The following is a 22,990-nucleotide window of genomic DNA, read 5'->3' on the forward strand; positions in this document are numbered from 1 at the left end:
GATAAAGGGCACTAGCACCTCAAGCTAGCGCGTCTGCCATTCCGCCACCCGGACTTGGTGGTCTCTCGCGGTTTCCCGCGGCGACGTGGAAAACCATAGCAAACATTCGGGGGTGCCTGATCACCCGAGTGATCACTCCGGTGGTCCCGTCGGGACGTCGCCCCGCCATGCTGCTGTTAACGCTGTATGACCGGGCCGGGACCGGCCTTGGGCCACACCCGCTCCGAGGAGGAGGATGGGGGCGACCAAGGACGGGGACCACCAGCAGCGACAGCGGGAGGAAGCAGCGTGAGCGAGTCGAGCGGCGCCAGCAGGGCCGGGTCCGTCTCGGGCGAGGACGAGGTCGTCGACCTCTGCCGCGACCTCATCCGGATCGACACCAGCAACTACGGGGACCACTCCGGGCCCGGTGAGCGCAAGGCCGCCGAGTACGTGGCCGAGAAGCTCGCCGAGGTCGGGCTCGAGCCGCAGATCTTCGAGTCCCACCCGGGCCGCGCCTCCACGGTGGCCCGTATCGAGGGCGAGGACCCCTCGCGGCCCGCACTCCTCATCCACGGCCACACCGACGTGGTACCGGCCAACGCCCACGACTGGACCCACCACCCGTTCTCCGGCGAGATCGCCGACGGCTGCGTGTGGGGCCGCGGCGCCGTCGACATGAAGGACATGGACGCGATGACCCTCGCGGTCGTCCGCGACCGGCTGCGCAGCGGCCGCAAGCCCCCGCGGGACATCGTGCTGGCCTTCCTCGCCGACGAGGAGGCCGGAGGCGTCTACGGTGCGCGCCATCTGGTCGACAAGCACCCCGCGCTCTTCGAGGGCGTCACCGAGGCGATCGGCGAGGTCGGCGGCTTCTCGTTCACCGTCAACGAGCAGCTGCGGCTCTACCTCGTCGAGACCGCCCAGAAGGGCATGCACTGGATGCGGCTCACCGTGGACGGCACCGCAGGCCACGGGTCGATGACCAACGACGACAACGCCATCACGGAGCTCTGCGAGGCGGTCGGGCGGCTCGGCCGGCACACGTGGCCGGTGCGCGTCACCAAGACCGTACGGTCCTTCCTCGACGAACTCTCCGACGCGCTCGGAACCGAGCTCGACCCGGAGGACATGGACGCGACGCTCGCCAAGCTCGGCGGCATCGCGAAGATGGTCGGCGCCACGCTGCGCAACTCGGCGGCCCCGACGATGCTCGGCGCCGGGTACAAGGTCAACGTGATCCCCGGCCAGGCCACCGCACACGTCGACGGGCGCTTCCTGCCCGGGTACGAGGAGGAGTTCCTGGCCGACCTCGACCGGATCCTCGGACCGCGCGTCCGGCGCGAGGACGTGCACGGCGACAAGGCCCTGGAGACCGACTTCGACGGTGCGCTCGTCGATGCCATGCAGTCGGCCCTGCGTGCCGAGGACCCCATCGCGCGGGCCGTTCCGTACATGCTCTCCGGCGGTACGGACGCCAAGTCCTTCGACGATCTCGGCATCCGCTGCTTCGGCTTCGCGCCGCTGCAGCTGCCGCCCGAGCTGGACTTCGCCGGCATGTTCCACGGTGTCGACGAGCGTGTGCCGGTCGAGGGGCTCAAGTTCGGCGTGCGCGTGCTGGACAGGTTCATCGACGCGTCCTGAACGTCGACCGGGTCAACTCGCTGACCCTGAGCGGCATTTCAGCGTCTCGATCCCGCGATCCCTGCCGAGATACCGCTCCAACATTCGTCCATACGTGCGCAGTTATCAGAAAGAGTGAATGGAACGATAAGGACGTAGCCCGATTACCGGCTCCTCGTTACTGATGATGCGGTCCGAGACCGGGGCCGCACATTGCCAATGAGGAGGAAGAATGATCAAGAAGGTCGTCGCTGCCGCGGCTGCCACGGGTGGTCTCGTGCTCGCTGGTGCGGGAGTCGCCGCTGCCGACGCCGGTGCTCAGGGTGCCGCGGTGAACTCTCCCGGCGTGCTCTCGGGCAACGTCATTCAGGCGCCGATCCACGTGCCGGTGAACGTCTGTGGCAACACCGTCAACGTGATCGGGCTGCTGAACCCCGCCTTCGGCAACACCTGCATCAACGACTGACGTTGTGCACCACCCCATGAGGGTCTGAGTCCTAGGCCCCGGAGTTCGCGGGACGAGCCTCCGGGGCCGAAGGATCTTCCGCGCACGTGCAAGCGGGCCGTGCGCATTCCGGAAGGTACAAGGCAGGGAAAACCTATGCGACAGGTCACGCGCAAACGCCTCACGTTGGCGGCCGCGACCGGCGTACTCGCCATGACCGGCGGCTACGCACACGCCGACTCGGCAGCGGACGGATCCGCTTCCGACTCACCCGGCGTGCTCTCGGGCAACAGCGTCCAAGTTCCCGTGGACATCCCGGTGAACGTGTGCGGGAACACGGTGAACGTCATCGGGGCTCTCAACCCCGCCGCCGGCAACGACTGCAGCAACGTCTCCGACGACAACGGCGACAACGGCAACGACCAGTCGTCCGGCGGCGGGTCCGAGGCCGGCGGTCACGCCAGCGACTCGCCCGGCATCGGCTCCGGCAACCACATCCAGGTGCCGGTCGACGTACCGGTCAACGTCTGCGGCAACAGCGTCACCATCGGCGGCCTCGGCAACGGCGCGGCGGACAACGACTGCGGCAACTCCTCGGGCGGCGACGAGGCGGCGCCGCCGCGTGGCGTCACGCCCGGCGACCCGGCGCACCCCGAGGAGCCGCAGGCGCCGGGCGAGGGCGACCCGGGCTCCGAGTCGAACCATCCGGGCACGCACACCGTGACGGCACCCGAGGGCACCGAGCAGCTCGCCGAGACCGGCAGCTCGCTGCCGGTGGGGATGGTCCTTCCGGTGGCCGCGGGCGCGCTGCTCGCGGGCGCCGTGCTCTACCGCAAGGCCCGTTCGGCCGCGTAACGGCGCGGAGCGCGGGCGTGACGGAGAGTGCGTACGCACCTGCGCAGAACACCGAAGATCACCACGGTGACCCATGCCACCGAGGTGGTGCACGGGACGGAACGGAGCGGGCCCCGCAGCCGCGGGGCCCGCTCCGTTCCCCGTCTCAGGTCACCACGTCGCACGCACCTGGCGGATGATCCGCCGGCGCAACCGCACCCTGCGGCTGCCGTCCGGGTGGAGCCTGAGACGGTCCAGCTCCCAGTGTCCGTACTCGGCATGGTCGGTCAGCAGACGCGTCGTCTCCTTGCGGGACACCCCGCGCGGTACGTACACGTCGACAAATTCGTATTCCGGCATCGCATCTATTGTGCGGGCAGCGGCCCGGTACGGATAGCGTCTGCACTATGTCTGATGCTGCGCAGCCCACCGCTGCCGAGGTACGCGCCGCCGCAGAGGCGGTCAAGGCTGCGCTCGACCGCCACCTGGCCGCGGTCGAGCGCAGGTCGGGAGACGACGACCCGGCCGTCTACGAAGCGTTCAACGAGCTGGCCGCAGCGGCCGAGGAGTACGACGAGCTCCTCTACGACCGCTACGACGAGGTCACCCCCTTCGAGATCCCCGGCACGGAGGACACGCTGCCGCCGTACACGGGTCCCGAGGAACCGAACGCGCTCAGCGTGCTGATCCGCCGCGACTACACCGTGGTGGAGCCGCAGCGACTGATCGCCCAGGCGCAGCGGATCGCGGCCGTGGAGGAGGACTCCACCAGGGGCGCGGCGAACGGCAGCGCCCATGGCGCGCTGGGCATCCTCTTCGGCGAGTACGAACCGGACGAGATCGCATCACGGCACAAGGAGTTCGGTCTCGAGGAGGGCGACTCGACACTGTGGGTCACCGCCGCCGACTTGCCGCCGGAGCCCGGGGAGTGGCTGGACGCCCCCTTCGACCAGATCGATCCGCAGCAGGTCGTGTGCCGCTTCGACGTCAGCGCGGTCTTCGACGACGAGCCCGACGATCCGGAGGACGACGAGGACGACGACTTGGAGCCGTTGGGCTCCGAGGACGACCTTGAGGACGACGTCGAGGAGGAGGATCTCCCGACCCAGCGCTGACGTGTGGCCGAAGGCGGCCGGCTTCCGTGGGCCTGGGGGACCGGGCCCACTCCCGCCTTCAGCCGATCTGACCCCCGGCCGGAACCTGTATCCGCATCAGGGTCTGAAGCCGTGTCGTCCGTGGCTTCGCCGGAATCTCCGCCACCGCCCGCGGCAGAGCCTGATCGGCCCCGTGCACCACGGACAGATGCCGCTCGGCGCGCCCGAAGGCGGTGTACACCCAGGCACGGGTCAGGGCCCCTGCCGCATCGCTGGGGAGCACGACCACCGCCGCGGGCCACCGCTGTCCCACCGCCTGGTGCGCGGTCATGGCCCACCCGTGCCGCACGAGGCGTTCGACCTGCTCCCTCGGTACGACCACGGGCGTGCCGTCGCAGTCCAGGTGCAGTCCCTGAGCGTCGGCCTTCACCACGCGCCCCGGTACCGTACGGCCGAGTGCCGGCGAGTAGGCGACCCGGTCGCCGGGGTCGAAGCCGCCGAACCGGCCGGGGCCGGGGTTCAGCCGCTCCTTCAGCGCCGCGTTCAGCGCGCGGGTGCCCGCCGCTCCGCCATGACCCGGCGTGATCACCTGGGTGTGCTCGGCGGGCACCCCGATCGCCCTGGGCACGGAGTCGACGACCAGCTGCACCGCGCGGTGCACCGCCTCGTCGGCGTCCCGCACGGGCACGATCACGACTTCCTTGCCGGGGGCCGCGACCTCGCTGAGCTCGCCGATGCCGATTCCGGAGACCAGCTCGCCGATGGGGCCCGGGTCGGGCGTACGCGACGCGACCTGCGGACAGACGCGGGCGGCCAGCAGATCCCCGAACACGCGGCCCGGGCCGGCCGACCACAGCACGGACGGGTCACCGCTCAGCACCAGCCGCGCACCGTCCGGCAGCGACTCGACGACCATGGCCGCGGTCTCGACGTCCAGCTGAGGTGCGTCCAGCACCACCAGCACATCGACCGCCAGCGCTCCTTCGGCATCCCGGCCGGGCCCTTCCGCGCCGGACAGCAGCCCGGACACGGTGGCGACGGCTTCGGCCGGCCCGCCCTGTTCCCCTGCCGGGCGCGTGGTCACTGCGCCGGCTTCCGCAGCGCCCTCCGCGGCAGCGAGGAGAGCGGCGAAACGGCGCTGCCCGTCCGGGCTGTGGGCGGCGGCGCACACGCGCAGGCCCATGGCCCGTGCAGCGGCGACCAGCGCGGCCGGTTCAGCCCGCGCCGCCTCGCCTCCGGTGTGCAGCACCAGGCCGTGCCCGGCCGCCGCGCGGATCAGCTCCGCGGCCGATCCGGATACGGCACCGGCGGCGCGCTCCCAGGCGGTGACGCCCGGCTCGTCGCCCTTCACCAGGGAATTGACCACCCGTGCCAGACCGTCGGCCAGGCTCTCCTCCGCCAGCGCGCAGCGTTCGAGGCCGATGAGGACCTGGACCGGCCGCTCGCCTTCGGCAGCCTCGTCGCCCGTGTCCTCGGCGGAGGGTGTGGGCGTGGGTGAGGACGCATCGAGTGCGTCCTGAAAGACGAGCACGTCTCCTTCCGCGATCGCGTTCTGCACGGCGGCGTCAGGATCGGGCACCGAGCGCTGCGCGAGAGCGGCGCGGAGTTCGTCGGCATCGAGGACCGTGTGCCCGGCCAGGGCGGCCTGCTCCAGCAGCCATACGGTGATCGCGCGGCCCCTGCGCTCGTCGTCCGGGGCACACCCGGCACCGAGCAGGGCCCGGGCGAATCCGTCCGCCTGCTCGGACCGCACACCGGCGACCCGGAGCAACTGCCAGGGGTCCTCCCGCAGCCGACCGGCGGCGCCGTCACCCAGCGCGGCGGCGGCCGGTACGGCGAGGGCGGCGGGGGCGCCGCCCTCGGCCAGCACCTGGCGCACCGCCTCAATGGTCTCGGGCGCCGGCGCCGCACCTGCTGCGGGTGCCGCGGCGGCCGTGGGCTCGGACCGACGCACCGGTTCCGCGGCCGGCCTGCGCGGCGCCGGCTCGGGCTCGTCGAAGACGTGGACGACGGGACGCTCACCGCTCTCCACGGCCCGCACCGCGGCCAGCAGATCAGCGGCCTTCCCGGTCAACTTCGCCCCAGCGGCGACGGGCCCCGGCTTCTCGGCCTTCCGCTTCTCGATCTGCTCCCGAAGGGCCCGCTGCGCCGCCAACTCGGCCTCGGCCTCGGACATCTCCGCGCCGACGCCCGCGCCCTCGTCCCCGCCAGGACCCGCGCCACTCTCGGCATCCACGGCCGCACCACCGTCCGCGCCCGAGACCGCGCCGCCGTCGGCGTCCCCGGCTTGGGCGGCGCTCAGGTCCCCACTTCCGGGAGCCCCCACACCCTCGGGCTTCCCCGGTTCACCCGGGGAACTCCCAGGCTCGGCTCCGACCGCGGCAGCGGACTCCCGCTCCGTACTCACAGCGTGCTCCAGTCCTGATCGGGATAGCGGTGCACCGGCGCCGACACGTCGTCGAGCGCCTGGCAGATCTCGTCAGGAAGACTAAGCGCCTCCACTGACAATGCCTCCGTGAGCTGCTGCGCCGTGCGGGCGCCGATGATCGGTGCGACGACTCCGGGGCGGTCCCGGACCCAGGCGAGAGCCACCTGCAGGGGTGTCGTCGCGAGCCCGTCGGCCGCGGTCGCCACCGCGTCGACGATGCGGCTCGCGGCATCGTCGAGATAGGGGGCCACGAAGGGGGCGAGATGCTCCGAGGCACCGCGGGAGTCGGCCGGGGTCGAGTGCCGGTACTTGCCGGTGAGCACGCCCCGGCCGAGGGGCGAGGACGGCAGCAACCCGACGCCGAGATCGAGCGCGGCGGGCAGCACCTCCCGCTCGACACCGCGCTGCAGCAGCGAGTACTCCATCTGCGTACTGGACAGCCGCGTCCGCACACCTGGTGCCGCAAGCTGCCATGTCGCCGCCTTGGCGAGCTGCCAGCCGCAGAAGTTGGACACCCCGGCATAGCGTGCGCGGCCGCTGCTGACGGCGATGTCCAGGGCCCCCAGCGTCTCCTCCAGCGGCGTCTCGGGGTCGAACGCGTGCACCTGCCACAGATCGACATAGTCCGTCCCGAGGCGGCTGAGCGAGGCGTCGAGCGCCGCGAGCAGATGGCCGCGCGAACCGTCGAAGCGCCGGTCCGGGTCGGGCACGCTGCCCGCCTTGGTCGCGATCACCAGATCCCGCCGCGGAACCAGCCCTTCCATCAGCTGTCCGAGCAGATACTCGGCCTCCCCGTCGCCGTACACATCGGCGGTGTCGACGAGCGTGCCGCCCGCCTCCCAGAAGACCTTCAACAGGTCCGCGGCGTCGCGCTCGTCGGTGTCCCGCCCCCAGGTCAGGGTGCCGAGTCCGATGCGGGACACACGCAGGCCGGTACGGCCGAGATGCCTCTGCTCCATGGGCGCTGACATTACTGGCCGGACGTCGGCGTGTGGGGCCCTGTGGACAACCGCCTGTGGATAACCGTGGACAACCGCGACCGTGCACAGCGCCCTGTGCCATCGCCCGTGGACGACCGCGCGCACGTGTGGCCAACCCGTCGCTGACGCGGGCCGCACCAGCGCGCTAGGGTCTCCGGCACAAGGGACGTTACTGATCGGTAAGGGGAATCGGCCATGAAGCTCGGTATCAACCTCGGCTACTGGGGCGCCGGGATGGACGCGGACAATCTGGCCGTCGCCCAGGAGGCCGACCGGCTGGGCTACGCGGTCTGCTGGGCGGCCGAGGCCTACGGCTCCGACGCGGCCACCGTGCTGACCTGGGTCGCCGCCCACACCGAGCGCATCGACGTCGGATCCGCGATCTTCCAGATCCCGGCCCGCCAGCCCGCCATGACCGCGATGACGGCGGCGACCCTGGACTCGCTCTCCGGCGGCCGTTTCCGGCTCGGCCTCGGCGTCTCCGGGCCGCAGGTCTCCGAGGGCTGGTACGGCGTGAAGTTCGACAAGCCGCTGGCACGCACGCGTGAGTACGTCGAGATCGTGCGCAAGGCGATGACGCGCGAGCGCCTGACGCACGAGGGCGAGCACTGGACGCTGCCGCTGCCGGGCGGACCGGGCAAGCCGATCAAGCTCACCGTGCACCCGCAGCGCGAGCACATCCCGCTGTACATCGCGGCGATCGGCCCGAAGAACCTGGAGCAGACCGGCGAGATCGCCGACGGTGCGCTGCTGATCTTCCCGTCGGTCGAGCACCTGGAGGAGACGGCGATCCGCCATCTGAGGGCGGGCCGCGAGAAGGCGGGCCTGACGATGGACGGCTTCGACGTCGCCCCGACGCTGCCGATCGCCGTGAGCCCGGACGGTTCGGACAGGGACGTGTCCGCGCTGGCCGACCAGTTCCGCCCGTACACGGCCCTCTACGTCGGCGGCATGGGCAGCCGCAAGCAGAACTTCTACAACCAGCTCGCACAGCGCATGGGGTACGAGAAGGAGGCCGCCGAGATCCAGGACAAGTACCTGTCCGGCGACAAGGAGGGCGCGGCCTCCGCCGTCCCGCAGCAGCTGATCGACCAGACCACGCTGCTCGGCTCCGTGGACCGCATCGCCGAGCGGATGCGGGCCTACGCCGCGGCCGGGGTCACCACCCTCACGCTGGCCCCGGCGGGCTTCACGCTGGACGAGCGGGTCGCGTCCCTGCGGGCAGGCATCGACGCACTGGAGCGCGCCGGGCTCGCGTAAGGGCGTAGCCGAAGCCGCAAGCGCGAGGAGAGGTTTCTGCGGCCGTGGTGGGGGCTCGGGGGTCTTCCCCGCCACGGCCGTCTCCCGGAACAACGCGTCGAGACCGTCCTCGGTTACGCGCCCCGTCCGCCCCTACGCGGCCCTTCCGACGCCGGCATCCGCCTTTCGGCGGAGTTGTCCGACATACCTGTTGCCCCTGGCCTGCCACCGCATTTGACTCGTTCTTTGCGGACCCCGGCACGGAGGTGGCAGTGATGCTTTCAGCGAAGAGCCTTTTCCAGGAGATCCTCGACAACGACGAGTCCTTCCGGCTGTTCTGTTCCATCGCCGCCAGCGGGGAGGCCCAGGGCGGCTGGGAGAACGGCCGCATCGCGGCCCTCGTACCCGAGAGCGAGCGGGACCTGGCGCCCAAGGTCGCACGCCACGGTGCCGACGAGGACAAGCACGGGCGGATCTTCAACGCCCTGCTGAAGAAGCGCGGCCTCGAGCCGGTCGAGGTCCCGCACGAGACGGACTACACGATGCTTCTGGAGAAGCACGGCATCGGGCTCGCGCACGAACAGCTCAAGCGCGACCAGCCGCTCACCGTCCAGGACATCGTCACGTATCTCGCCCACAGCCGGGTCACCGAGCAGCGGGCCTCCGAGCAGATGGAACTGCTGCGCAAGCACTTCTCCGACCACCCCGACATCGGCCGCGCCGTCAGGATGATCTCGAGCGACGAGGACAACCACCTGGCGTACTGCCACGAGGAGCTGCTCCGCTTCGCGCGCGCCGGACACGGCCGCACCATCCAGCGGATCCTGCGCGAGAGCGCCCTCGCGGAGATCCGTATCTACCGCGATGTGAGCCTTGCCGTGATGGACCACATGGGCCGCATCCTGGGCTGGCCCCGGGCCAAGGCGGCGCTGCTCGCCGCGGGGATCCACGCTGTGTACGTGTACGAGCGGCTCGGCGGGTGGCGCCGGATGGTGTCCCTGAAGATGCCCGAGCGACGCAACGCGCTGGGCGGCCCCGCGACGTCGGCACCCGAGTTCGCGTAGCGCATCGGCGTTGCCGCAGGGCACGCGCGTGCCCTGCGGCAACGCCGATGCGCTACGCGAACTCGGGTGCCGACGTCGCGGGGCCGCCCAGCGCGTTGCGTCGCTCGGGCATCTTCAGGGACACCATCCGGCGCCACCCGCCGAGCCGCTCGTACACGTACACAGCGTGGATCCCCGCGGCGAGCAGCGCCGCCTTGGCCCGGGGCCAGCCCAGGATGCGGCCCATGTGGTCCATCACGGCAAGGCTCACATCGCGGTAGATACGGATCTCCGCGAGGGCGCTCTCGCGCAGGATCCGCTGGATGGTGCGGCCGTGTCCGGCGCGCGCGAAGCGGAGCAGCTCCTCGTGGCAGTACGCCAGGTGGTTGTCCTCGTCGCTCGAGATCATCCTGACGGCGCGGCCGATGTCGGGGTGGTCGGAGAAGTGCTTGCGCAGCAGTTCCATCTGCTCGGAGGCCCGCTGCTCGGTGACCCGGCTGTGGGCGAGATACGTGACGATGTCCTGGACGGTGAGCGGCTGGTCGCGCTTGAGCTGTTCGTGCGCGAGCCCGATGCCGTGCTTCTCCAGAAGCATCGTGTAGTCCGTCTCGTGCGGGACCTCGACCGGCTCGAGGCCGCGCTTCTTCAGCAGGGCGTTGAAGATCCGCCCGTGCTTGTCCTCGTCGGCACCGTGGCGTGCGACCTTGGGCGCCAGGTCCCGCTCGCTCTCGGGTACGAGGGCCGCGATGCGGCCGTTCTCCCAGCCGCCCTGGGCCTCCCCGCTGGCGGCGATGGAACAGAACAGCCGGAAGGACTCGTCGTTGTCGAGGATCTCCTGGAAAAGGCTCTTCGCTGAAAGCATCACTGCCACCTCCGTGCCGGGGTCCGCAAAGAACGAGTCAAATGCGGTGGCAGGCCAGGGGCAACAGGTATGTCGGACAACTCCGCCGAAAGGCGGATGCCGGCGTCGGAAGGGCCGCGTAGGGGCGGACGGGGCGCGTAACCGAGGACGGTCTCGACGCGTTGTTCCGGGAGACGGCCGTGGCGGGGAAGACCCCCGAGCCCCCACCACGGCCGCAGAAACCTCTCCTCGCGCTTGCGGCTTCGGCTACGCCCTTACGCGAGCCCGGCGCGCTCCAGTGCGTCGATGCCTGCCCGCAGGGACGCGACCCGCTCGTCCAGCGTGAAGCCCGCCGGGGCCAGCGTGAGGGTGGTGACCCCGGCCGCGGCGTAGGCCCGCATCCGCTCGGCGATGCGGTCCACGGAGCCGAGCAGCGTGGTCTGGTCGATCAGCTGCTGCGGGACGGCGGAGGCCGCGCCCTCCTTGTCGCCGGACAGGTACTTGTCCTGGATCTCGGCGGCCTCCTTCTCGTACCCCATGCGCTGTGCGAGCTGGTTGTAGAAGTTCTGCTTGCGGCTGCCCATGCCGCCGACGTAGAGGGCCGTGTACGGGCGGAACTGGTCGGCCAGCGCGGACACGTCCCTGTCCGAACCGTCCGGGCTCACGGCGATCGGCAGCGTCGGGGCGACGTCGAAGCCGTCCATCGTCAGGCCCGCCTTCTCGCGGCCCGCCCTCAGATGGCGGATCGCCGTCTCCTCCAGGTGCTCGGCCGACGGGAAGATCAGCAGCGCACCGTCGGCGATCTCGCCGGTCTGCTCCAGGTTCTTCGGGCCGATCGCCGCGATGTACAGCGGGATGTGCTCGCGCTGCGGGTGCACGGTGAGCTTGATCGGCTTGCCCGGTCCGCCCGGCAGCGGCAGCGTCCAGTGCTCGCCCTCGTGCGTCAGGCGCTCGCGCGTCATCGCCTTGCGCACGATCTCGACGTACTCACGCGTGCGTGCCAGCGGCTTGTCGAACTTCACGCCGTACCAGCCCTCGGAGACCTGCGGCCCGGAGACGCCGAGGCCGAGCCGGAAACGGCCGCCGGAGAGCGAGTCCAGGGTCGCCGCCGTCATCGCGGTCATGGCGGGCTGGCGGGCCGGGATCTGGAAGATCGCGGATCCGACGTCGATGCGCTCGGTGTGGGCGGCGACCCAGGTCAGCACGGTGGCCGCGTCGGAGCCGTAGGCCTCGGCCGCCCAGCAGACCGCGTAGCCCAGCCGGTCGGCCTCCTGGGCGACGGCCAGATTGTCCGCGTCCATCCCGGCGCCCCAGTAGCCGAGGTTGATACCGAGCTTCATGGCCGATTCCCCTTACCGATCAGTAACGTCCCTTGTGCCGGAGACCCTAGCGCGCTGGTGCGGCCCGCGTCAGCGACGGGTTGGCCACACGTGCGCGCGGTCGTCCACGGGCGATGGCACAGGGCGCTGTGCACGGTCGCGGTTGTCCACGGTTATCCACAGGCGGTTGTCCACAGGGCCCCACACGCCGACGTCCGGCCAGTAATGTCAGCGCCCATGGAGCAGAGGCATCTCGGCCGTACCGGCCTGCGTGTGTCCCGCATCGGACTCGGCACCCTGACCTGGGGGCGGGACACCGACGAGCGCGACGCCGCGGACCTGTTGAAGGTCTTCTGGGAGGCGGGCGGCACGCTCGTCGACACCGCCGATGTGTACGGCGACGGGGAGGCCGAGTATCTGCTCGGACAGCTGATGGAAGGGCTGGTTCCGCGGCGGGATCTGGTGATCGCGACCAAGGCGGGCAGCGTGCCCGACCCGGACCGGCGCTTCGACGGTTCGCGCGGCCATCTGCTCGCGGCGCTCGACGCCTCGCTCAGCCGCCTCGGGACGGACTATGTCGATCTGTGGCAGGTGCACGCGTTCGACCCCGAGACGCCGCTGGAGGAGACGCTGGGGGCCCTGGACATCGCCGTCAGCAGCGGCCGCGCACGCTATGCCGGGGTGTCCAACTTCTGCGGCTGGCAGCTCGCCAAGGCGGCGACATGGCAGCTTGCGGCACCAGGTGTGCGGACGCGGCTGTCCAGTACGCAGATGGAGTACTCGCTGCTGCAGCGCGGTGTCGAGCGGGAGGTGCTGCCCGCCGCGCTCGATCTCGGCGTCGGGTTGCTGCCGTCCTCGCCCCTCGGCCGGGGCGTGCTCACCGGCAAGTACCGGCACTCGACCCCGGCCGACTCCCGCGGTGCCTCGGAGCATCTCGCCCCCTTCGTGGCCCCCTATCTCGACGATGCCGCGAGCCGCATCGTCGACGCGGTGGCGACCGCGGCCGACGGGCTCGCGACGACACCCCTGCAGGTGGCTCTCGCCTGGGTCCGGGACCGCCCCGGAGTCGTCGCACCGATCATCGGCGCCCGCACGGCGCAGCAGCTCACGGAGGCATTGTCAGTGGAGGCGCTTAGTCTTCCTGACGAGATCTGCCAGGCGCTCGACGACGTGTCGGCGCCGGTGCACCGCTATCCCGATCAGGACTGGAGCACGCTGTGAGTACGGAGCGGGAGTCCGCTGCCGCGGTCGGAGCCGAGCCTGGGAGTTCCCCGGGTGAACCGGGGAAGCCCGAGGGTGTGGGGGCTCCCGGAAGTGGGGACCTGAGCGCCGCCCAAGCCGGGGACGCCGACGGCGGCGCGGTCTCGGGCGCGGACGGTGGTGCGGCCGTGGATGCCGAGAGTGGCGCGGGTCCTGGCGGGGACGAGGGCGCGGGCGTCGGCGCGGAGATGTCCGAGGCCGAGGCCGAGTTGGCGGCGCAGCGGGCCCTTCGGGAGCAGATCGAGAAGCGGAAGGCCGAGAAGCCGGGGCCCGTCGCCGCTGGGGCGAAGTTGACCGGGAAGGCCGCTGATCTGCTGGCCGCGGTGCGGGCCGTGGAGAGCGGTGAGCGTCCCGTCGTCCACGTCTTCGACGAGCCCGAGCCGGCGCCGCGCAGGCCGGCCGCGGAACCGGTGCGTCGGTCCGAGCCCACGGCCGCCGCGGCACCCGCAGCAGGTGCGGCGCCGGCGCCCGAGACCATTGAGGCGGTGCGCCAGGTGCTGGCCGAGGGCGGCGCCCCCGCCGCCCTCGCCGTACCGGCCGCCGCCGCGCTGGGTGACGGCGCCGCCGGTCGGCTGCGGGAGGACCCCTGGCAGTTGCTCCGGGTCGCCGGTGTGCGGTCCGAGCAGGCGGACGGATTCGCCCGGGCCCTGCTCGGTGCCGGGTGTGCCCCGGACGACGAGCGCAGGGGCCGCGCGATCACCGTATGGCTGCTGGAGCAGGCCGCCCTGGCCGGGCACACGGTCCTCGATGCCGACGAACTCCGCGCCGCTCTCGCGCAGCGCTCGGTGCCCGATCCTGACGCCGCCGTGCAGAACGCGATCGCGGAAGGAGACGTGCTCGTCTTTCAGGACGCACTCGATGCGTCCTCACCCACGCCCACACCCTCCGCCGAGGACACGGGCGACGAGGCTGCCGAAGGCGAGCGGCCGGTCCAGGTCCTCATCGGCCTCGAACGCTGCGCGCTGGCGGAGGAGAGCCTGGCCGACGGTCTGGCACGGGTGGTCAATTCCCTGGTGAAGGGCGACGAGCCGGGCGTCACCGCCTGGGAGCGCGCCGCCGGTGCCGTATCCGGATCGGCCGCGGAGCTGATCCGCGCGGCGGCCGGGCACGGCCTGGTGCTGCACACCGGAGGCGAGGCGGCGCGGGCTGAACCGGCCGCGCTGGTCGCCGCTGCACGGGCCATGGGCCTGCGCGTGTGCGCCGCCGCCCACAGCCCGGACGGGCAGCGCCGTTTCGCCGCTCTCCTCGCTGCCGCGGAGGGCGCTGCGGAAGCCGGCGCAGTGACCACGCGCCCGGCAGGGGAACAGGGCGGGCCGGCCGAAGCCGTCGCCACCGTGTCCGGGCTGCTGTCCGGCGCGGAAGGGCCCGGCCGGGATGCCGAAGGAGCGCTGGCGGTCGATGTGCTGGTGGTGCTGGACGCACCTCAGCTGGACGTCGAGACCGCGGCCATGGTCGTCGAGTCGCTGCCGGACGGTGCGCGGCTGGTGCTGAGCGGTGACCCGTCCGTGCTGTGGTCGGCCGGCCCGGGCCGCGTGTTCGGGGATCTGCTGGCCGCCCGCGTCTGTCCGCAGGTCGCGTCGCGTACGCCCGACCCGGGCCCCATCGGCGAGCTGGTCTCCGGAATCGGCATCGGCGAGCTCAGCGAGGTCGCGGCCCCCGGCAAGGAAGTCGTGATCGTGCCCGTGCGGGACGCCGACGAGGCGGTGCACCGCGCGGTGCAGCTGGTCGTCGACTCCGTGCCCAGGGCGATCGGGGTGCCCGCCGAGCACACCCAGGTGATCACGCCGGGTCATGGCGGAGCGGCGGGCACCCGCGCGCTGAACGCGGCGCTGAAGGAGCGGCTGAACCCCGGCCCCGGCCGGTTCGGCGGCTTCGACCCCGGCGACCGGGTCGCCTACTCGCCGGCACTCGGCCGTACGGTACCGGGGCGCGTGGTGAAGGCCGACGCTCAGGGACTGCACCTGGACTGCGACGGCACGCCCGTGGTCGTACCGAGGGAGCAGGTCGAACGCCTCGTGCGGCACGGGTGGGCCATGACCGCGCACCAGGCGGTGGGACAGCGGTGGCCCGCGGCGGTGGTCGTGCTCCCCAGCGATGCGGCAGGGGCCCTGACCCGTGCCTGGGTGTACACCGCCTTCGGGCGCGCCGAGCGGCATCTGTCCGTGGTGCACGGGGCCGATCAGGCTCTGCCGCGGGCGGTGGCGGAGATTCCGGCGAAGCCACGGACGACACGGCTTCAGACCCTGATGCGGATACAGGTTCCGGCCGGGGGTCAGATCGGCTGAAGGCGGGAGTGGGCCCGGTCCCCCAGGCCCACGGAAGCCGGCCGCCTTCGGCCACACGTCAGCGCTGGGTCGGGAGATCCTCCTCCTCGACGTCGTCCTCAAGGTCGTCCTCGGAGCCCAACGGCTCCAAGTCGTCGTCCTCGTCGTCCTCCGGATCGTCGGGCTCGTCGTCGAAGACCGCGCTGACGTCGAAGCGGCACACGACCTGCTGCGGATCGATCTGGTCGAAGGGGGCGTCCAGCCACTCCCCGGGCTCCGGCGGCAAGTCGGCGGCGGTGACCCACAGTGTCGAGTCGCCCTCCTCGAGACCGAACTCCTTGTGCCGTGATGCGATCTCGTCCGGTTCGTACTCGCCGAAGAGGATGCCCAGCGCGCCATGGGCGCTGCCGTTCGCCGCGCCCCTGGTGGAGTCCTCCTCCACGGCCGCGATCCGCTGCGCCTGGGCGATCAGTCGCTGCGGCTCCACCACGGTGTAGTCGCGGCGGATCAGCACGCTGAGCGCGTTCGGTTCCTCGGGACCCGTGTACGGCGGCAGCGTGTCCTCCGTGCCGGGGATCTCGAAGGGGGTGACCTCGTCGTAGCGGTCGTAGAGGAGCTCGTCGTACTCCTCGGCCGCTGCGGCCAGCTCGTTGAACGCTTCGTAGACGGCCGGGTCGTCGTCTCCCGACCTGCGCTCGACCGCGGCCAGGTGGCGGTCGAGCGCAGCCTTGACCGCCTCTGCGGCGGCGCGTACCTCGGCAGCGGTGGGCTGCGCAGCATCAGACATAGTGCAGACGCTATCCGTACCGGGCCGCTGCCCGCACAATAGATGCGATGCCGGAATACGAATTTGTCGACGTGTACGTACCGCGCGGGGTGTCCCGCAAGGAGACGACGCGTCTGCTGACCGACCATGCCGAGTACGGACACTGGGAGCTGGACCGTCTCAGGCTCCACCCGGACGGCAGCCGCAGGGTGCGGTTGCGCCGGCGGATCATCCGCCAGGTGCGTGCGACGTGGTGACCTGAGACGGGGAACGGAGCGGGCCCCGCGGCTGCGGGGCCCGCTCCGTTCCGTCCCGTGCACCACCTCGGTGGCATGGGTCACCGTGGTGATCTTCGGTGTTCTGCGCAGGTGCGTACGCACTCTCCGTCACGCCCGCGCTCCGCGCCGTTACGCGGCCGAACGGGCCTTGCGGTAGAGCACGGCGCCCGCGAGCAGCGCGCCCGCGGCCACCGGAAGGACCATCCCCACCGGCAGCGAGCTGCCGGTCTCGGCGAGCTGCTCGGTGCCCTCGGGTGCCGTCACGGTGTGCGTGCCCGGATGGTTCGACTCGGAGCCCGGGTCGCCCTCGCCCGGCGCCTGCGGCTCCTCGGGGTGCGCCGGGTCGCCGGGCGTGACGCCACGCGGCGGCGCCGCCTCGTCGCCGCCCGAGGAGTTGCCGCAGTCGTTGTCCGCCGCGCCGTTGCCGAGGCCGCCGATGGTGACGCTGTTGCCGCAGACGTTGACCGGTACGTCGACCGGCACCTGGATGTGGTTGCCGGAGCCGATGCCGGGCGAGTCGCTGGCGTGACCGCCGGCCTCGGACCCGCCGCCGGACGACTGGTCGTTGCCGTTGTCGCCGTTGTCGTCGGAGACGTTGCTGCAGTCGTTGCCGGCGGCGGGGTTGAGAGCCCCGATGACGTTCACCGTGTTCCCGCACACGTTCACCGGGATGTCCACGGGAACTTGGACGCTGTTGCCCGAGAGCACGCCGGGTGAGTCGGAAGCGGATCCGTCCGCTGCCGAGTCGGCGTGTGCGTAGCCGCCGGTCATGGCGAGTACGCCGGTCGCGGCCGCCAACGTGAGGCGTTTGCGCGTGACCTGTCGCATAGGTTTTCCCTGCCTTGTACCTTCCGGAATGCGCACGGCCCGCTTGCACGTGCGCGGAAGATCCTTCGGCCCCGGAGGCTCGTCCCGCGAACTCCGGGGCCTAGGACTCAGACCCTCATGGGGTGGTGCACAACGTCAGTCGTTGATGCAGGTGTTGCCGAAGGCGGGGTTCAGCAGCCCGATCACGTTGACGGTGTTGCCACAGACGTTCACCGGCACGTGGATCGGCGCCTGAATGACGTTGCCCGAGAGCACGCCGGGAGAGTTCACCGCGGCACCCTGAGCACCGGCGTCGGCAGCGGCGACTCCCGCACCAGCGAGCACGAGACCACCCGTGGCAGCCGCGGCAGCGACGACCTTCTTGATCATTCTTCCTCCTCATTGGCAATGTGCGGCCCCGGTCTCGGACCGCATCATCAGTAACGAGGAGCCGGTAATCGGGCTACGTCCTTATCGTTCCATTCACTCTTTCTGATAACTGCGCACGTATGGACGAATGTTGGAGCGGTATCTCGGCAGGGATCGCGGGATCGAGACGCTGAAATGCCGCTCAGGGTCAGCGAGTTGACCCGGTCGACGTTCAGGACGCGTCGATGAACCTGTCCAGCACGCGCACGCCGAACTTGAGCCCCTCGACCGGCACACGCTCGTCGACACCGTGGAACATGCCGGCGAAGTCCAGCTCGGGCGGCAGCTGCAGCGGCGCGAAGCCGAAGCAGCGGATGCCGAGATCGTCGAAGGACTTGGCGTCCGTACCGCCGGAGAGCATGTACGGAACGGCCCGCGCGATGGGGTCCTCGGCACGCAGGGCCGACTGCATGGCATCGACGAGCGCACCGTCGAAGTCGGTCTCCAGGGCCTTGTCGCCGTGCACGTCCTCGCGCCGGACGCGCGGTCCGAGGATCCGGTCGAGGTCGGCCAGGAACTCCTCCTCGTACCCGGGCAGGAAGCGCCCGTCGACGTGTGCGGTGGCCTGGCCGGGGATCACGTTGACCTTGTACCCGGCGCCGAGCATCGTCGGGGCCGCCGAGTTGCGCAGCGTGGCGCCGACCATCTTCGCGATGCCGCCGAGCTTGGCGAGCGTCGCGTCCATGTCCTCCGGGTCGAGCTCGGTTCCGAGCGCGTCGGAGAGTTCGTCGAGGAAGGACCGTACGGTCTTGGTGACGCGCACCGGCCACGTGTGCCGGCCGAGCCGCCCGACCGCCTCGCAGAGCTCCGTGATGGCGTTGTCGTCGTTGGTCATCGACCCGTGGCCTGCGGTGCCGTCCACGGTGAGCCGCATCCAGTGCATGCCCTTCTGGGCGGTCTCGACGAGGTAGAGCCGCAGCTGCTCGTTGACGGTGAACGAGAAGCCGCCGACCTCGCCGATCGCCTCGGTGACGCCCTCGAAGAGCGCGGGGTGCTTGTCGACCAGATGGCGCGCACCGTAGACGCCTCCGGCCTCCTCGTCGGCGAGGAAGGCCAGCACGATGTCCCGCGGGGGCTTGCGGCCGCTGCGCAGCCGGTCGCGGACGACCGCGAGGGTCATCGCGTCCATGTCCTTCATGTCGACGGCGCCGCGGCCCCACACGCAGCCGTCGGCGATCTCGCCGGAGAACGGGTGGTGGGTCCAGTCGTGGGCGTTGGCCGGTACCACGTCGGTGTGGCCGTGGATGAGGAGTGCGGGCCGCGAGGGGTCCTCGCCCTCGATACGGGCCACCGTGGAGGCGCGGCCCGGGTGGGACTCGAAGATCTGCGGCTCGAGCCCGACCTCGGCGAGCTTCTCGGCCACGTACTCGGCGGCCTTGCGCTCACCGGGCCCGGAGTGGTCCCCGTAGTTGCTGGTGTCGATCCGGATGAGGTCGCGGCAGAGGTCGACGACCTCGTCCTCGCCCGAGACGGACCCGGCCCTGCTGGCGCCGCTCGACTCGCTCACGCTGCTTCCTCCCGCTGTCGCTGCTGGTGGTCCCCGTCCTTGGTCGCCCCCATCCTCCTCCTCGGAGCGGGTGTGGCCCAAGGCCGGTCCCGGCCCGGTCATACAGCGTTAACAGCAGCATGGCGGGGCGACGTCCCGACGGGACCACCGGAGTGATCACTCGGGTGATCAGGCACCCCCGAATGTTTGCTATGGTTTTCCACGTCGCCGCGGGAAACCGCGAGAGACCACCAAGTCCGGGTGGCGGAATGGCAGACGCGCTAGCTTGAGGTGCTAGTGCCCTTTATCGGGCGTGGGGGTTCAAGTCCCCCCTCGGACACATCGGCGAACTGCCGGTCACTTCGGTGACCGGCAGTTTTCGTGTGGGCGTACGCCAGGACGGGCGCCGTGGCCCTGCCGGGCACAATGGGCCGCATGGCCCGACGCAAGCCCCGTCCTTCCACTCCCCCGGCGACCCAAGCCCCCGCCCTGTGCCCCTGCGGCTCCGGCGCCGCGTACTCCCAGTGCTGCGGTCGCCGCCACTCCGGTGCTGCCGCCGCGCCGACCGCCGAGGCGCTGATGCGGTCGCGGTACAGCGCGTTCGCGGTGCGGGACGAGGCGTATCTGCTGCGGACCTGGCATCCGGAGACGCGGCCGCCGCGGGTGGACTTCGATGCCGGGATGCGCTGGACGGGCCTGAAGATCCTCGACACGACCGACGGTTCGGCCTTCCACACCACCGGCACGGTGACCTTCCGGGCGCACTACACGGACGGCGGCCGGGCGGGCGTTCTGCACGAGCGCAGCCGCTTCACGCGCGTGGGCGGGGCGTGGGTCTACGTCGACGGGGAGTTCGTCGAGTCGTAGGCGGGCCGTGACCGGCGTCAGGGCGCCAGGATGTCCAGTTCCTGGAGAGCGCCCACCGCGATCTCGCGGGTGAGCTGCTCCGCGCGGGTCGCGTCGCCCTCCCGTACCGCCTCCGCGACCTGCACGTGCAGCCGGACGGCCGGGGGGTCGGGGTCCTCGAACATGACCTGGTGGTGGGTGCGGCCGGCCAGCACCTCGGCCACGAGGTCGCCGAGGTGCGCGAACATCTCGTTGCCGGAGGCGTTGAGGATCACCCTGTGGAAGGCGATGTCGTGCACCAGATACGCCTCCAGCTGCTGGCCGCGTGAGGTGGCGACCATGCCGAGGGCGCATTCCGTGAGCTCCGCGCACTGCTCGGGGGTGGCGTTGCGTGCGGCCAGACCCGCGGCGACGGGTTCGACGGCCGAGCGCAGCACGGTCAGGGAGCGCAGCTGGCGGGGGCGGTCGGCGCCGGCCAGGCGCCAGCGGATGACCTGGGGGTCGTAGACGTTCCACTCCGTGACGGGGCGCACGGTCACGCCCACGCGGCGGCGGGACTCGACCAGGTGCATCGACTCCAGGACGCGCACCGCCTCGCGCACCACGGAGCGCGACACCTCGAGGCGCTCGGCCAGCTCGTCGGTGCGCAGCACGCTGCCCGGCTGGTACTCCCCCGCGGTGATGGCCGGCCCGAGGGTCTCCAGTACGCGTGCGTGCAGCCCCTGGGCCTGTGTCGTCATGCGGTCAGCGTACGAGGCACCGGCCCGCACTCAAAAGTCAGACTACTAGATCACATCCCCTTGAATTCATCAGACTTTTGAGTTTCAGTGACGTGACACAGCGATGTCGACGAAGACAGCGAGGCACTTGATGAGCACCCCCCACGTCGTCGTGGTCATGGGCGTCGCAGGGACCGGCAAGACCACGATCGGCCCCCTGCTCGCCGCCCGGCTCGGCGTTCCCTACGCCGAGGGCGACGACTTCCACCCCGAGTCCAACATCGCCAAGATGTCGGCCGGGACGCCGTTGACGGACGACGACCGCTGGCCCTGGCTCGACGCCATCGGCGCCTGGGCGCACAGCAGGGACGGCCTCGGTGGTGTCGCCAGCAGCTCGGCGCTGAAGCGCAGCTACCGCGACCGCCTGCGTGCCGCAGCTCCCGGCATCGTCTTCGTCCATCTCACCGGTGACCGCGAGCTCATCGAGGACCGGATGTCGCATCGCGAGGGGCATTTCATGCCGACCGCCCTGCTGGACTCCCAGTTCGCCACGCTCGAGCCGCTGGAGCCGGACGAGGCGGGCGTCGCCGTCGATGTGTCGGGCAGCCCGGACGAGATCACCGACCGGGCGGTCGAGGCGCTCCGCGCCTTCGCGCGGCAGCAGCCGGCCGAGTAGCAGCAGCCCTGGACCCCGCGGCCGGTCCGGCGAGCGGGCCGGCGCGCCTGCCTCCGGCACCACCGCACCTCGGGCCCCCGCGCCACACCCCCCACCTGTAATCCCCAACCCATGCAAGGAAACAGACCGTGACCAGTCTCAGCGTCGAGACGCTGGCAGCGGACGCTGTCGAGCCGATCACCTCGGCGGGCCATGCCCAGCTCGGCATAGCCGTTCTCGCGGGCATCGCCGTCATCGTCCTGCTCATCACGAAGTTCAAGCTCCATGCGTTCCTGGCGCTGACCATCGGGTCGCTCGCGCTCGGCGCCTTCGCGGGCGCCCCGCTCGACAAGGCCATCGCGAGCTTCTCCACCGGCCTCGGCTCCACGGTGGCGGGCGTGGGCGTGCTGATCGCGCTGGGCGCGATCCTCGGCAAGCTGCTCGCCGACTCCGGCGGTGCGGACCAGATCGTCGACACGATCCTCGCCAAGGCGGGCGGGCGCTCCATGCCCTGGGCGATCGTGCTGATCGCCTCCGTGATCGGGCTTCCGCTGTTCTTCGAGGTCGGCATCGTGCTGCTGATCCCGGTGGTGCTCATGGTCGCCAAGCGCGGCGGTTACTCGCTGATGCGCATCGGCATCCCGGCGCTGGCCGGTCTGTCCGTGATGCACGGCCTCATCCCGCCGCACCCCGGCCCGCTCGTCGCGATCGACGCGGTCAAGGCCAACCTCGGTGTGACGCTGGCGCTCGGCATCGTCGTCGCCATCCCGACCGTGATCATCGCGGGCCCGGTGTTCTCCCGGTACGCGGCCCGCTGGGTCGACGTCCCCGCGCCCGAGAAGATGATCCCGCAGCGCGCCTCCGACGACCTGGACAAGCGGCCTGGCTTCGGCATCACGCTCGCCACGATGCTGCTGCCCGTCGTCCTGATGCTGTCCAAGGCGCTGGTCGACATCGTGGTGGACGACCCCGAGTCCACGGTGCAGCGTGTCTTCGACGTCATCGGTTCGTCGATGATCGCGCTGCTCGCCGCGGTCATCGTCGGTCTCTTCACGCTCGGCCGGGCCGCCAGGTTCACCAAGGAGCGGCTCTCCTCGACCGTCGAGAAGTCGCTCGCCCCCATCGCGGGCATCCTGCTGATCGTCGGCGCGGGCGGCGGCTTCAAGCAGACGCTGATCGACTCCGGCGTCGGCCAGATGGTCCTGGACATCTCCGAGGACTGGTCGATCCCGGCGCTGCTGCTCGCCTGGCTGATCGCGGTGGCGATCCGCCTCGCGACGGGCTCGGCGACCGTGGCGACGATCTCCGCGGCCGGGCTGGTGGCGCCGCTCGCCGCCGACATGTCGACCACGCACGCGGCCCTGCTGGTGCTGGCGATCGGCGCGGGTTCGCTCTTCTTCAGCCATGTCAACGACGCCGGATTCTGGCTCGTCAAGGAATACTTCGGGATGAGCGTCGGGCAGACCGTCAAGACCTGGTCCGTCATGGAGACGATCATCTCGGTCGTCGCGGGCGCCCTGGTCCTGCTGCTGTCCTTGATCATCTAGCGTCGGCCGGCACGGCCTGCACGGCGACGTTCACAGCGACGTTCACGGCGGCGGTGAGACCCCACGACGAGGGGGTCTCACCGCCGCCGTTTCCATAACGGGTGGTGC

The 22,990-nt window shown here is 71.1% G+C and carries 22 protein-coding genes and 1 tRNA gene; 13 read left to right on the forward strand and 10 right to left on the reverse strand.

Translation table 11 applies throughout. The features are described from left to right. Nucleotides 1-288: 288 nt before the first annotated feature. The 3 genes from STSP_RS04365 (at nucleotide 289) to STSP_RS04375 (ending at nucleotide 2,902) form a co-directional block, all read left to right on the forward strand. Nucleotides 289-1,623 carry a M20/M25/M40 family metallo-hydrolase gene (locus STSP_RS04365; protein ID WP_067272266.1) on the forward strand — a complete coding sequence of 445 codons (1,335 nt, stop codon included), beginning with the start codon at nucleotides 289-291 and terminating at the stop codon, nucleotides 1,621-1,623. Nucleotides 1,624-1,834: 211 nt separating this feature from the next. Beyond that, nucleotides 1,835-2,068, forward strand: coding sequence for a chaplin ChpH (gene chpH, locus STSP_RS04370; protein WP_067272268.1), 234 nt, complete (start codon nucleotides 1,835-1,837; stop codon nucleotides 2,066-2,068). 135 nt (nucleotides 2,069-2,203) lie between these two features. Then, a complete protein-coding gene (locus STSP_RS04375; protein ID WP_067272270.1) occupies nucleotides 2,204-2,902 on the forward strand; it encodes a chaplin in 699 nt (232 codons plus the stop codon). Nucleotides 2,903-3,052: 150 nt separating this feature from the next. On the opposite strand, the gene STSP_RS04380 is transcribed toward STSP_RS04375, so the two are convergent. Then, entirely contained in the window at nucleotides 3,053-3,241 is a 189-nt protein-coding gene (locus tag STSP_RS04380) for a DUF5703 family protein (protein ID WP_067272272.1), read from the reverse strand. A gap of 47 nt (nucleotides 3,242-3,288) precedes the next feature. Between STSP_RS04380 and STSP_RS04385 the strand changes: the two genes are divergently transcribed. Continuing rightward, nucleotides 3,289-3,996, forward strand: coding sequence for a hypothetical protein (locus tag STSP_RS04385; RefSeq protein WP_067272274.1), 708 nt, complete (start codon nucleotides 3,289-3,291; stop codon nucleotides 3,994-3,996). A 58-nt stretch (nucleotides 3,997-4,054) separates the two neighbouring features. On the opposite strand, the gene STSP_RS04390 is transcribed toward STSP_RS04385, so the two are convergent. Then, nucleotides 4,055-6,301 (reverse strand): helix-hairpin-helix domain-containing protein, encoded by a 2,247-nt coding sequence (locus STSP_RS04390; RefSeq protein WP_232789517.1) that lies wholly within the window; start codon nucleotides 6,299-6,301, stop codon nucleotides 4,055-4,057. 77 nt (nucleotides 6,302-6,378) lie between these two features. Then, entirely contained in the window at nucleotides 6,379-7,362 is a 984-nt protein-coding gene (locus STSP_RS04395; RefSeq protein ID WP_067272277.1) for an aldo/keto reductase, read from the reverse strand. 216 nt (nucleotides 7,363-7,578) lie between these two features. Here STSP_RS04395 and STSP_RS04400 point away from each other — a divergent pair, with 216 nt between their 5' ends. Beyond that, a complete protein-coding gene (locus STSP_RS04400) occupies nucleotides 7,579-8,643 on the forward strand; it encodes an LLM class F420-dependent oxidoreductase (RefSeq protein ID WP_067272280.1) in 1,065 nt (354 codons plus the stop codon). Between the two features lie 254 nt (nucleotides 8,644-8,897). Further along, nucleotides 8,898-9,686, forward strand: coding sequence for a hypothetical protein (locus tag STSP_RS04405; protein WP_067272363.1), 789 nt, complete (start codon nucleotides 8,898-8,900; stop codon nucleotides 9,684-9,686). 52 nt (nucleotides 9,687-9,738) lie between these two features. Here STSP_RS04405 and STSP_RS04410 read toward each other — a convergent pair whose 3' ends face one another. Further along, nucleotides 9,739-10,527: a hypothetical protein gene (locus STSP_RS04410; RefSeq protein WP_067272363.1), complete on the reverse strand. Its 789-nt coding sequence runs from the start codon at nucleotides 10,525-10,527 to the stop codon at nucleotides 9,739-9,741. A gap of 254 nt (nucleotides 10,528-10,781) precedes the next feature. Further along, nucleotides 10,782-11,846 carry an LLM class F420-dependent oxidoreductase gene (locus STSP_RS04415; protein ID WP_067272282.1) on the reverse strand — a complete coding sequence of 355 codons (1,065 nt, stop codon included), beginning with the start codon at nucleotides 11,844-11,846 and terminating at the stop codon, nucleotides 10,782-10,784. 216 nt (nucleotides 11,847-12,062) lie between these two features. Between STSP_RS04415 and STSP_RS04420 the strand changes: the two genes are divergently transcribed. Together STSP_RS04420 and STSP_RS04425 are read left to right on the forward strand one after the other, a co-directional pair. Beyond that, the gene (locus STSP_RS04420; protein WP_067272277.1) at nucleotides 12,063-13,046 is read left to right on the forward strand and encodes an aldo/keto reductase; all 984 of its coding nucleotides are present in this window, start codon (nucleotides 12,063-12,065) and stop codon (nucleotides 13,044-13,046) included. Nucleotides 13,047-13,123: 77 nt separating this feature from the next. Then, on the forward strand, nucleotides 13,124-15,370 hold the full coding sequence (locus STSP_RS04425; RefSeq protein WP_232789517.1) for a helix-hairpin-helix domain-containing protein: 2,247 nt from the start codon (nucleotides 13,124-13,126) through the stop codon (nucleotides 15,368-15,370). A gap of 58 nt (nucleotides 15,371-15,428) precedes the next feature. On the opposite strand, the gene STSP_RS04430 is transcribed toward STSP_RS04425, so the two are convergent. After that, nucleotides 15,429-16,136: a hypothetical protein gene (locus tag STSP_RS04430; protein WP_067272274.1), complete on the reverse strand. Its 708-nt coding sequence runs from the start codon at nucleotides 16,134-16,136 to the stop codon at nucleotides 15,429-15,431. A gap of 47 nt (nucleotides 16,137-16,183) precedes the next feature. Here STSP_RS04430 and STSP_RS04435 point away from each other — a divergent pair, with 47 nt between their 5' ends. Then, nucleotides 16,184-16,372 carry a DUF5703 family protein gene (locus tag STSP_RS04435; protein WP_067272272.1) on the forward strand — a complete coding sequence of 63 codons (189 nt, stop codon included), beginning with the start codon at nucleotides 16,184-16,186 and terminating at the stop codon, nucleotides 16,370-16,372. Nucleotides 16,373-16,522: 150 nt separating this feature from the next. On the opposite strand, the gene STSP_RS04440 is transcribed toward STSP_RS04435, so the two are convergent. The 3 genes from STSP_RS04440 to STSP_RS04450 form a co-directional block, all read right to left on the reverse strand. Continuing rightward, entirely contained in the window at nucleotides 16,523-17,221 is a 699-nt protein-coding gene (locus STSP_RS04440; RefSeq protein ID WP_067272270.1) for a chaplin, read from the reverse strand. Between the two features lie 135 nt (nucleotides 17,222-17,356). Next, on the reverse strand, nucleotides 17,357-17,590 hold the full coding sequence (gene chpH / locus STSP_RS04445; protein WP_067272268.1) for a chaplin ChpH: 234 nt from the start codon (nucleotides 17,588-17,590) through the stop codon (nucleotides 17,357-17,359). Between the two features lie 211 nt (nucleotides 17,591-17,801). Beyond that, nucleotides 17,802-19,136 (reverse strand): M20/M25/M40 family metallo-hydrolase, encoded by a 1,335-nt coding sequence (locus tag STSP_RS04450; protein ID WP_067272266.1) that lies wholly within the window; start codon nucleotides 19,134-19,136, stop codon nucleotides 17,802-17,804. A gap of 234 nt (nucleotides 19,137-19,370) precedes the next feature. Here STSP_RS04450 and STSP_RS04455 point away from each other — a divergent pair. Next, nucleotides 19,371-19,455 (forward strand) — tRNA-Leu (locus STSP_RS04455). Nucleotides 19,456-19,550: 95 nt separating this feature from the next. Continuing rightward, entirely contained in the window at nucleotides 19,551-19,982 is a 432-nt protein-coding gene (locus STSP_RS04460; RefSeq protein ID WP_067272365.1) for a YchJ family protein, read from the forward strand. A gap of 17 nt (nucleotides 19,983-19,999) precedes the next feature. Here STSP_RS04460 and STSP_RS04465 read toward each other — a convergent pair whose 3' ends face one another. Beyond that, nucleotides 20,000-20,701 carry a FadR/GntR family transcriptional regulator gene (locus STSP_RS04465; RefSeq protein WP_067272368.1) on the reverse strand — a complete coding sequence of 234 codons (702 nt, stop codon included), beginning with the start codon at nucleotides 20,699-20,701 and terminating at the stop codon, nucleotides 20,000-20,002. A 130-nt stretch (nucleotides 20,702-20,831) separates the two neighbouring features. Between STSP_RS04465 and STSP_RS04470 the strand changes: the two genes are divergently transcribed. Further along, entirely contained in the window at nucleotides 20,832-21,356 is a 525-nt protein-coding gene (locus STSP_RS04470) for a gluconokinase (RefSeq protein ID WP_067272283.1), read from the forward strand. A gap of 128 nt (nucleotides 21,357-21,484) precedes the next feature. Further along, nucleotides 21,485-22,882 (forward strand): GntP family permease, encoded by a 1,398-nt coding sequence (locus STSP_RS04475; RefSeq protein ID WP_067272286.1) that lies wholly within the window; start codon nucleotides 21,485-21,487, stop codon nucleotides 22,880-22,882. Nucleotides 22,883-22,990: the final 108 nt, after the last annotated feature.

It is taken from the genome of Streptomyces jeddahensis, from assembly GCF_001642995.1.
Taxonomy (GTDB): domain Bacteria; phylum Actinomycetota; class Actinomycetes; order Streptomycetales; family Streptomycetaceae; genus Streptomyces; species Streptomyces jeddahensis.

Bases quoted from the DNA above. Each gene is read 5' to 3' on its own strand.
- chpH (WP_067272268.1), top strand. From the start codon at position 1,835: ATGATCAAGAAGGTCGTCGCTGCCGCGGCTGCCACGGGTGGTCTCGTG.
- STSP_RS04375 (WP_067272270.1), top strand. From the start codon at position 2,204: ATGCGACAGGTCACGCGCAAACGCCTCACGTTGGCGGCCGCGACCGGC.
- STSP_RS04380 (WP_067272272.1), bottom strand. From the start codon at position 3,241: ATGCCGGAATACGAATTTGTCGACGTGTACGTACCGCGCGGGGTGTCC.
- STSP_RS04385 (WP_067272274.1), top strand. From the start codon at position 3,289: ATGTCTGATGCTGCGCAGCCCACCGCTGCCGAGGTACGCGCCGCCGCA.
- STSP_RS04395 (WP_067272277.1), bottom strand. From the start codon at position 7,362: ATGGAGCAGAGGCATCTCGGCCGTACCGGCCTGCGTGTGTCCCGCATC.
- STSP_RS04400 (WP_067272280.1), top strand. From the start codon at position 7,579: ATGAAGCTCGGTATCAACCTCGGCTACTGGGGCGCCGGGATGGACGCG.
- STSP_RS04405 (WP_067272363.1), top strand. From the start codon at position 8,898: ATGCTTTCAGCGAAGAGCCTTTTCCAGGAGATCCTCGACAACGACGAG.
- STSP_RS04410 (WP_067272363.1), bottom strand. From the start codon at position 10,527: ATGCTTTCAGCGAAGAGCCTTTTCCAGGAGATCCTCGACAACGACGAG.
- STSP_RS04415 (WP_067272282.1), bottom strand. From the start codon at position 11,846: ATGAAGCTCGGTATCAACCTCGGCTACTGGGGCGCCGGGATGGACGCG.
- STSP_RS04420 (WP_067272277.1), top strand. From the start codon at position 12,063: ATGGAGCAGAGGCATCTCGGCCGTACCGGCCTGCGTGTGTCCCGCATC.
- STSP_RS04430 (WP_067272274.1), bottom strand. From the start codon at position 16,136: ATGTCTGATGCTGCGCAGCCCACCGCTGCCGAGGTACGCGCCGCCGCA.
- STSP_RS04435 (WP_067272272.1), top strand. From the start codon at position 16,184: ATGCCGGAATACGAATTTGTCGACGTGTACGTACCGCGCGGGGTGTCC.
- STSP_RS04440 (WP_067272270.1), bottom strand. From the start codon at position 17,221: ATGCGACAGGTCACGCGCAAACGCCTCACGTTGGCGGCCGCGACCGGC.
- chpH (WP_067272268.1), bottom strand. From the start codon at position 17,590: ATGATCAAGAAGGTCGTCGCTGCCGCGGCTGCCACGGGTGGTCTCGTG.
- STSP_RS04460 (WP_067272365.1), top strand. From the start codon at position 19,551: ATGGCCCGACGCAAGCCCCGTCCTTCCACTCCCCCGGCGACCCAAGCC.
- STSP_RS04465 (WP_067272368.1), bottom strand. From the start codon at position 20,701: ATGACGACACAGGCCCAGGGGCTGCACGCACGCGTACTGGAGACCCTC.
- STSP_RS04470 (WP_067272283.1), top strand. From the start codon at position 20,832: ATGAGCACCCCCCACGTCGTCGTGGTCATGGGCGTCGCAGGGACCGGC.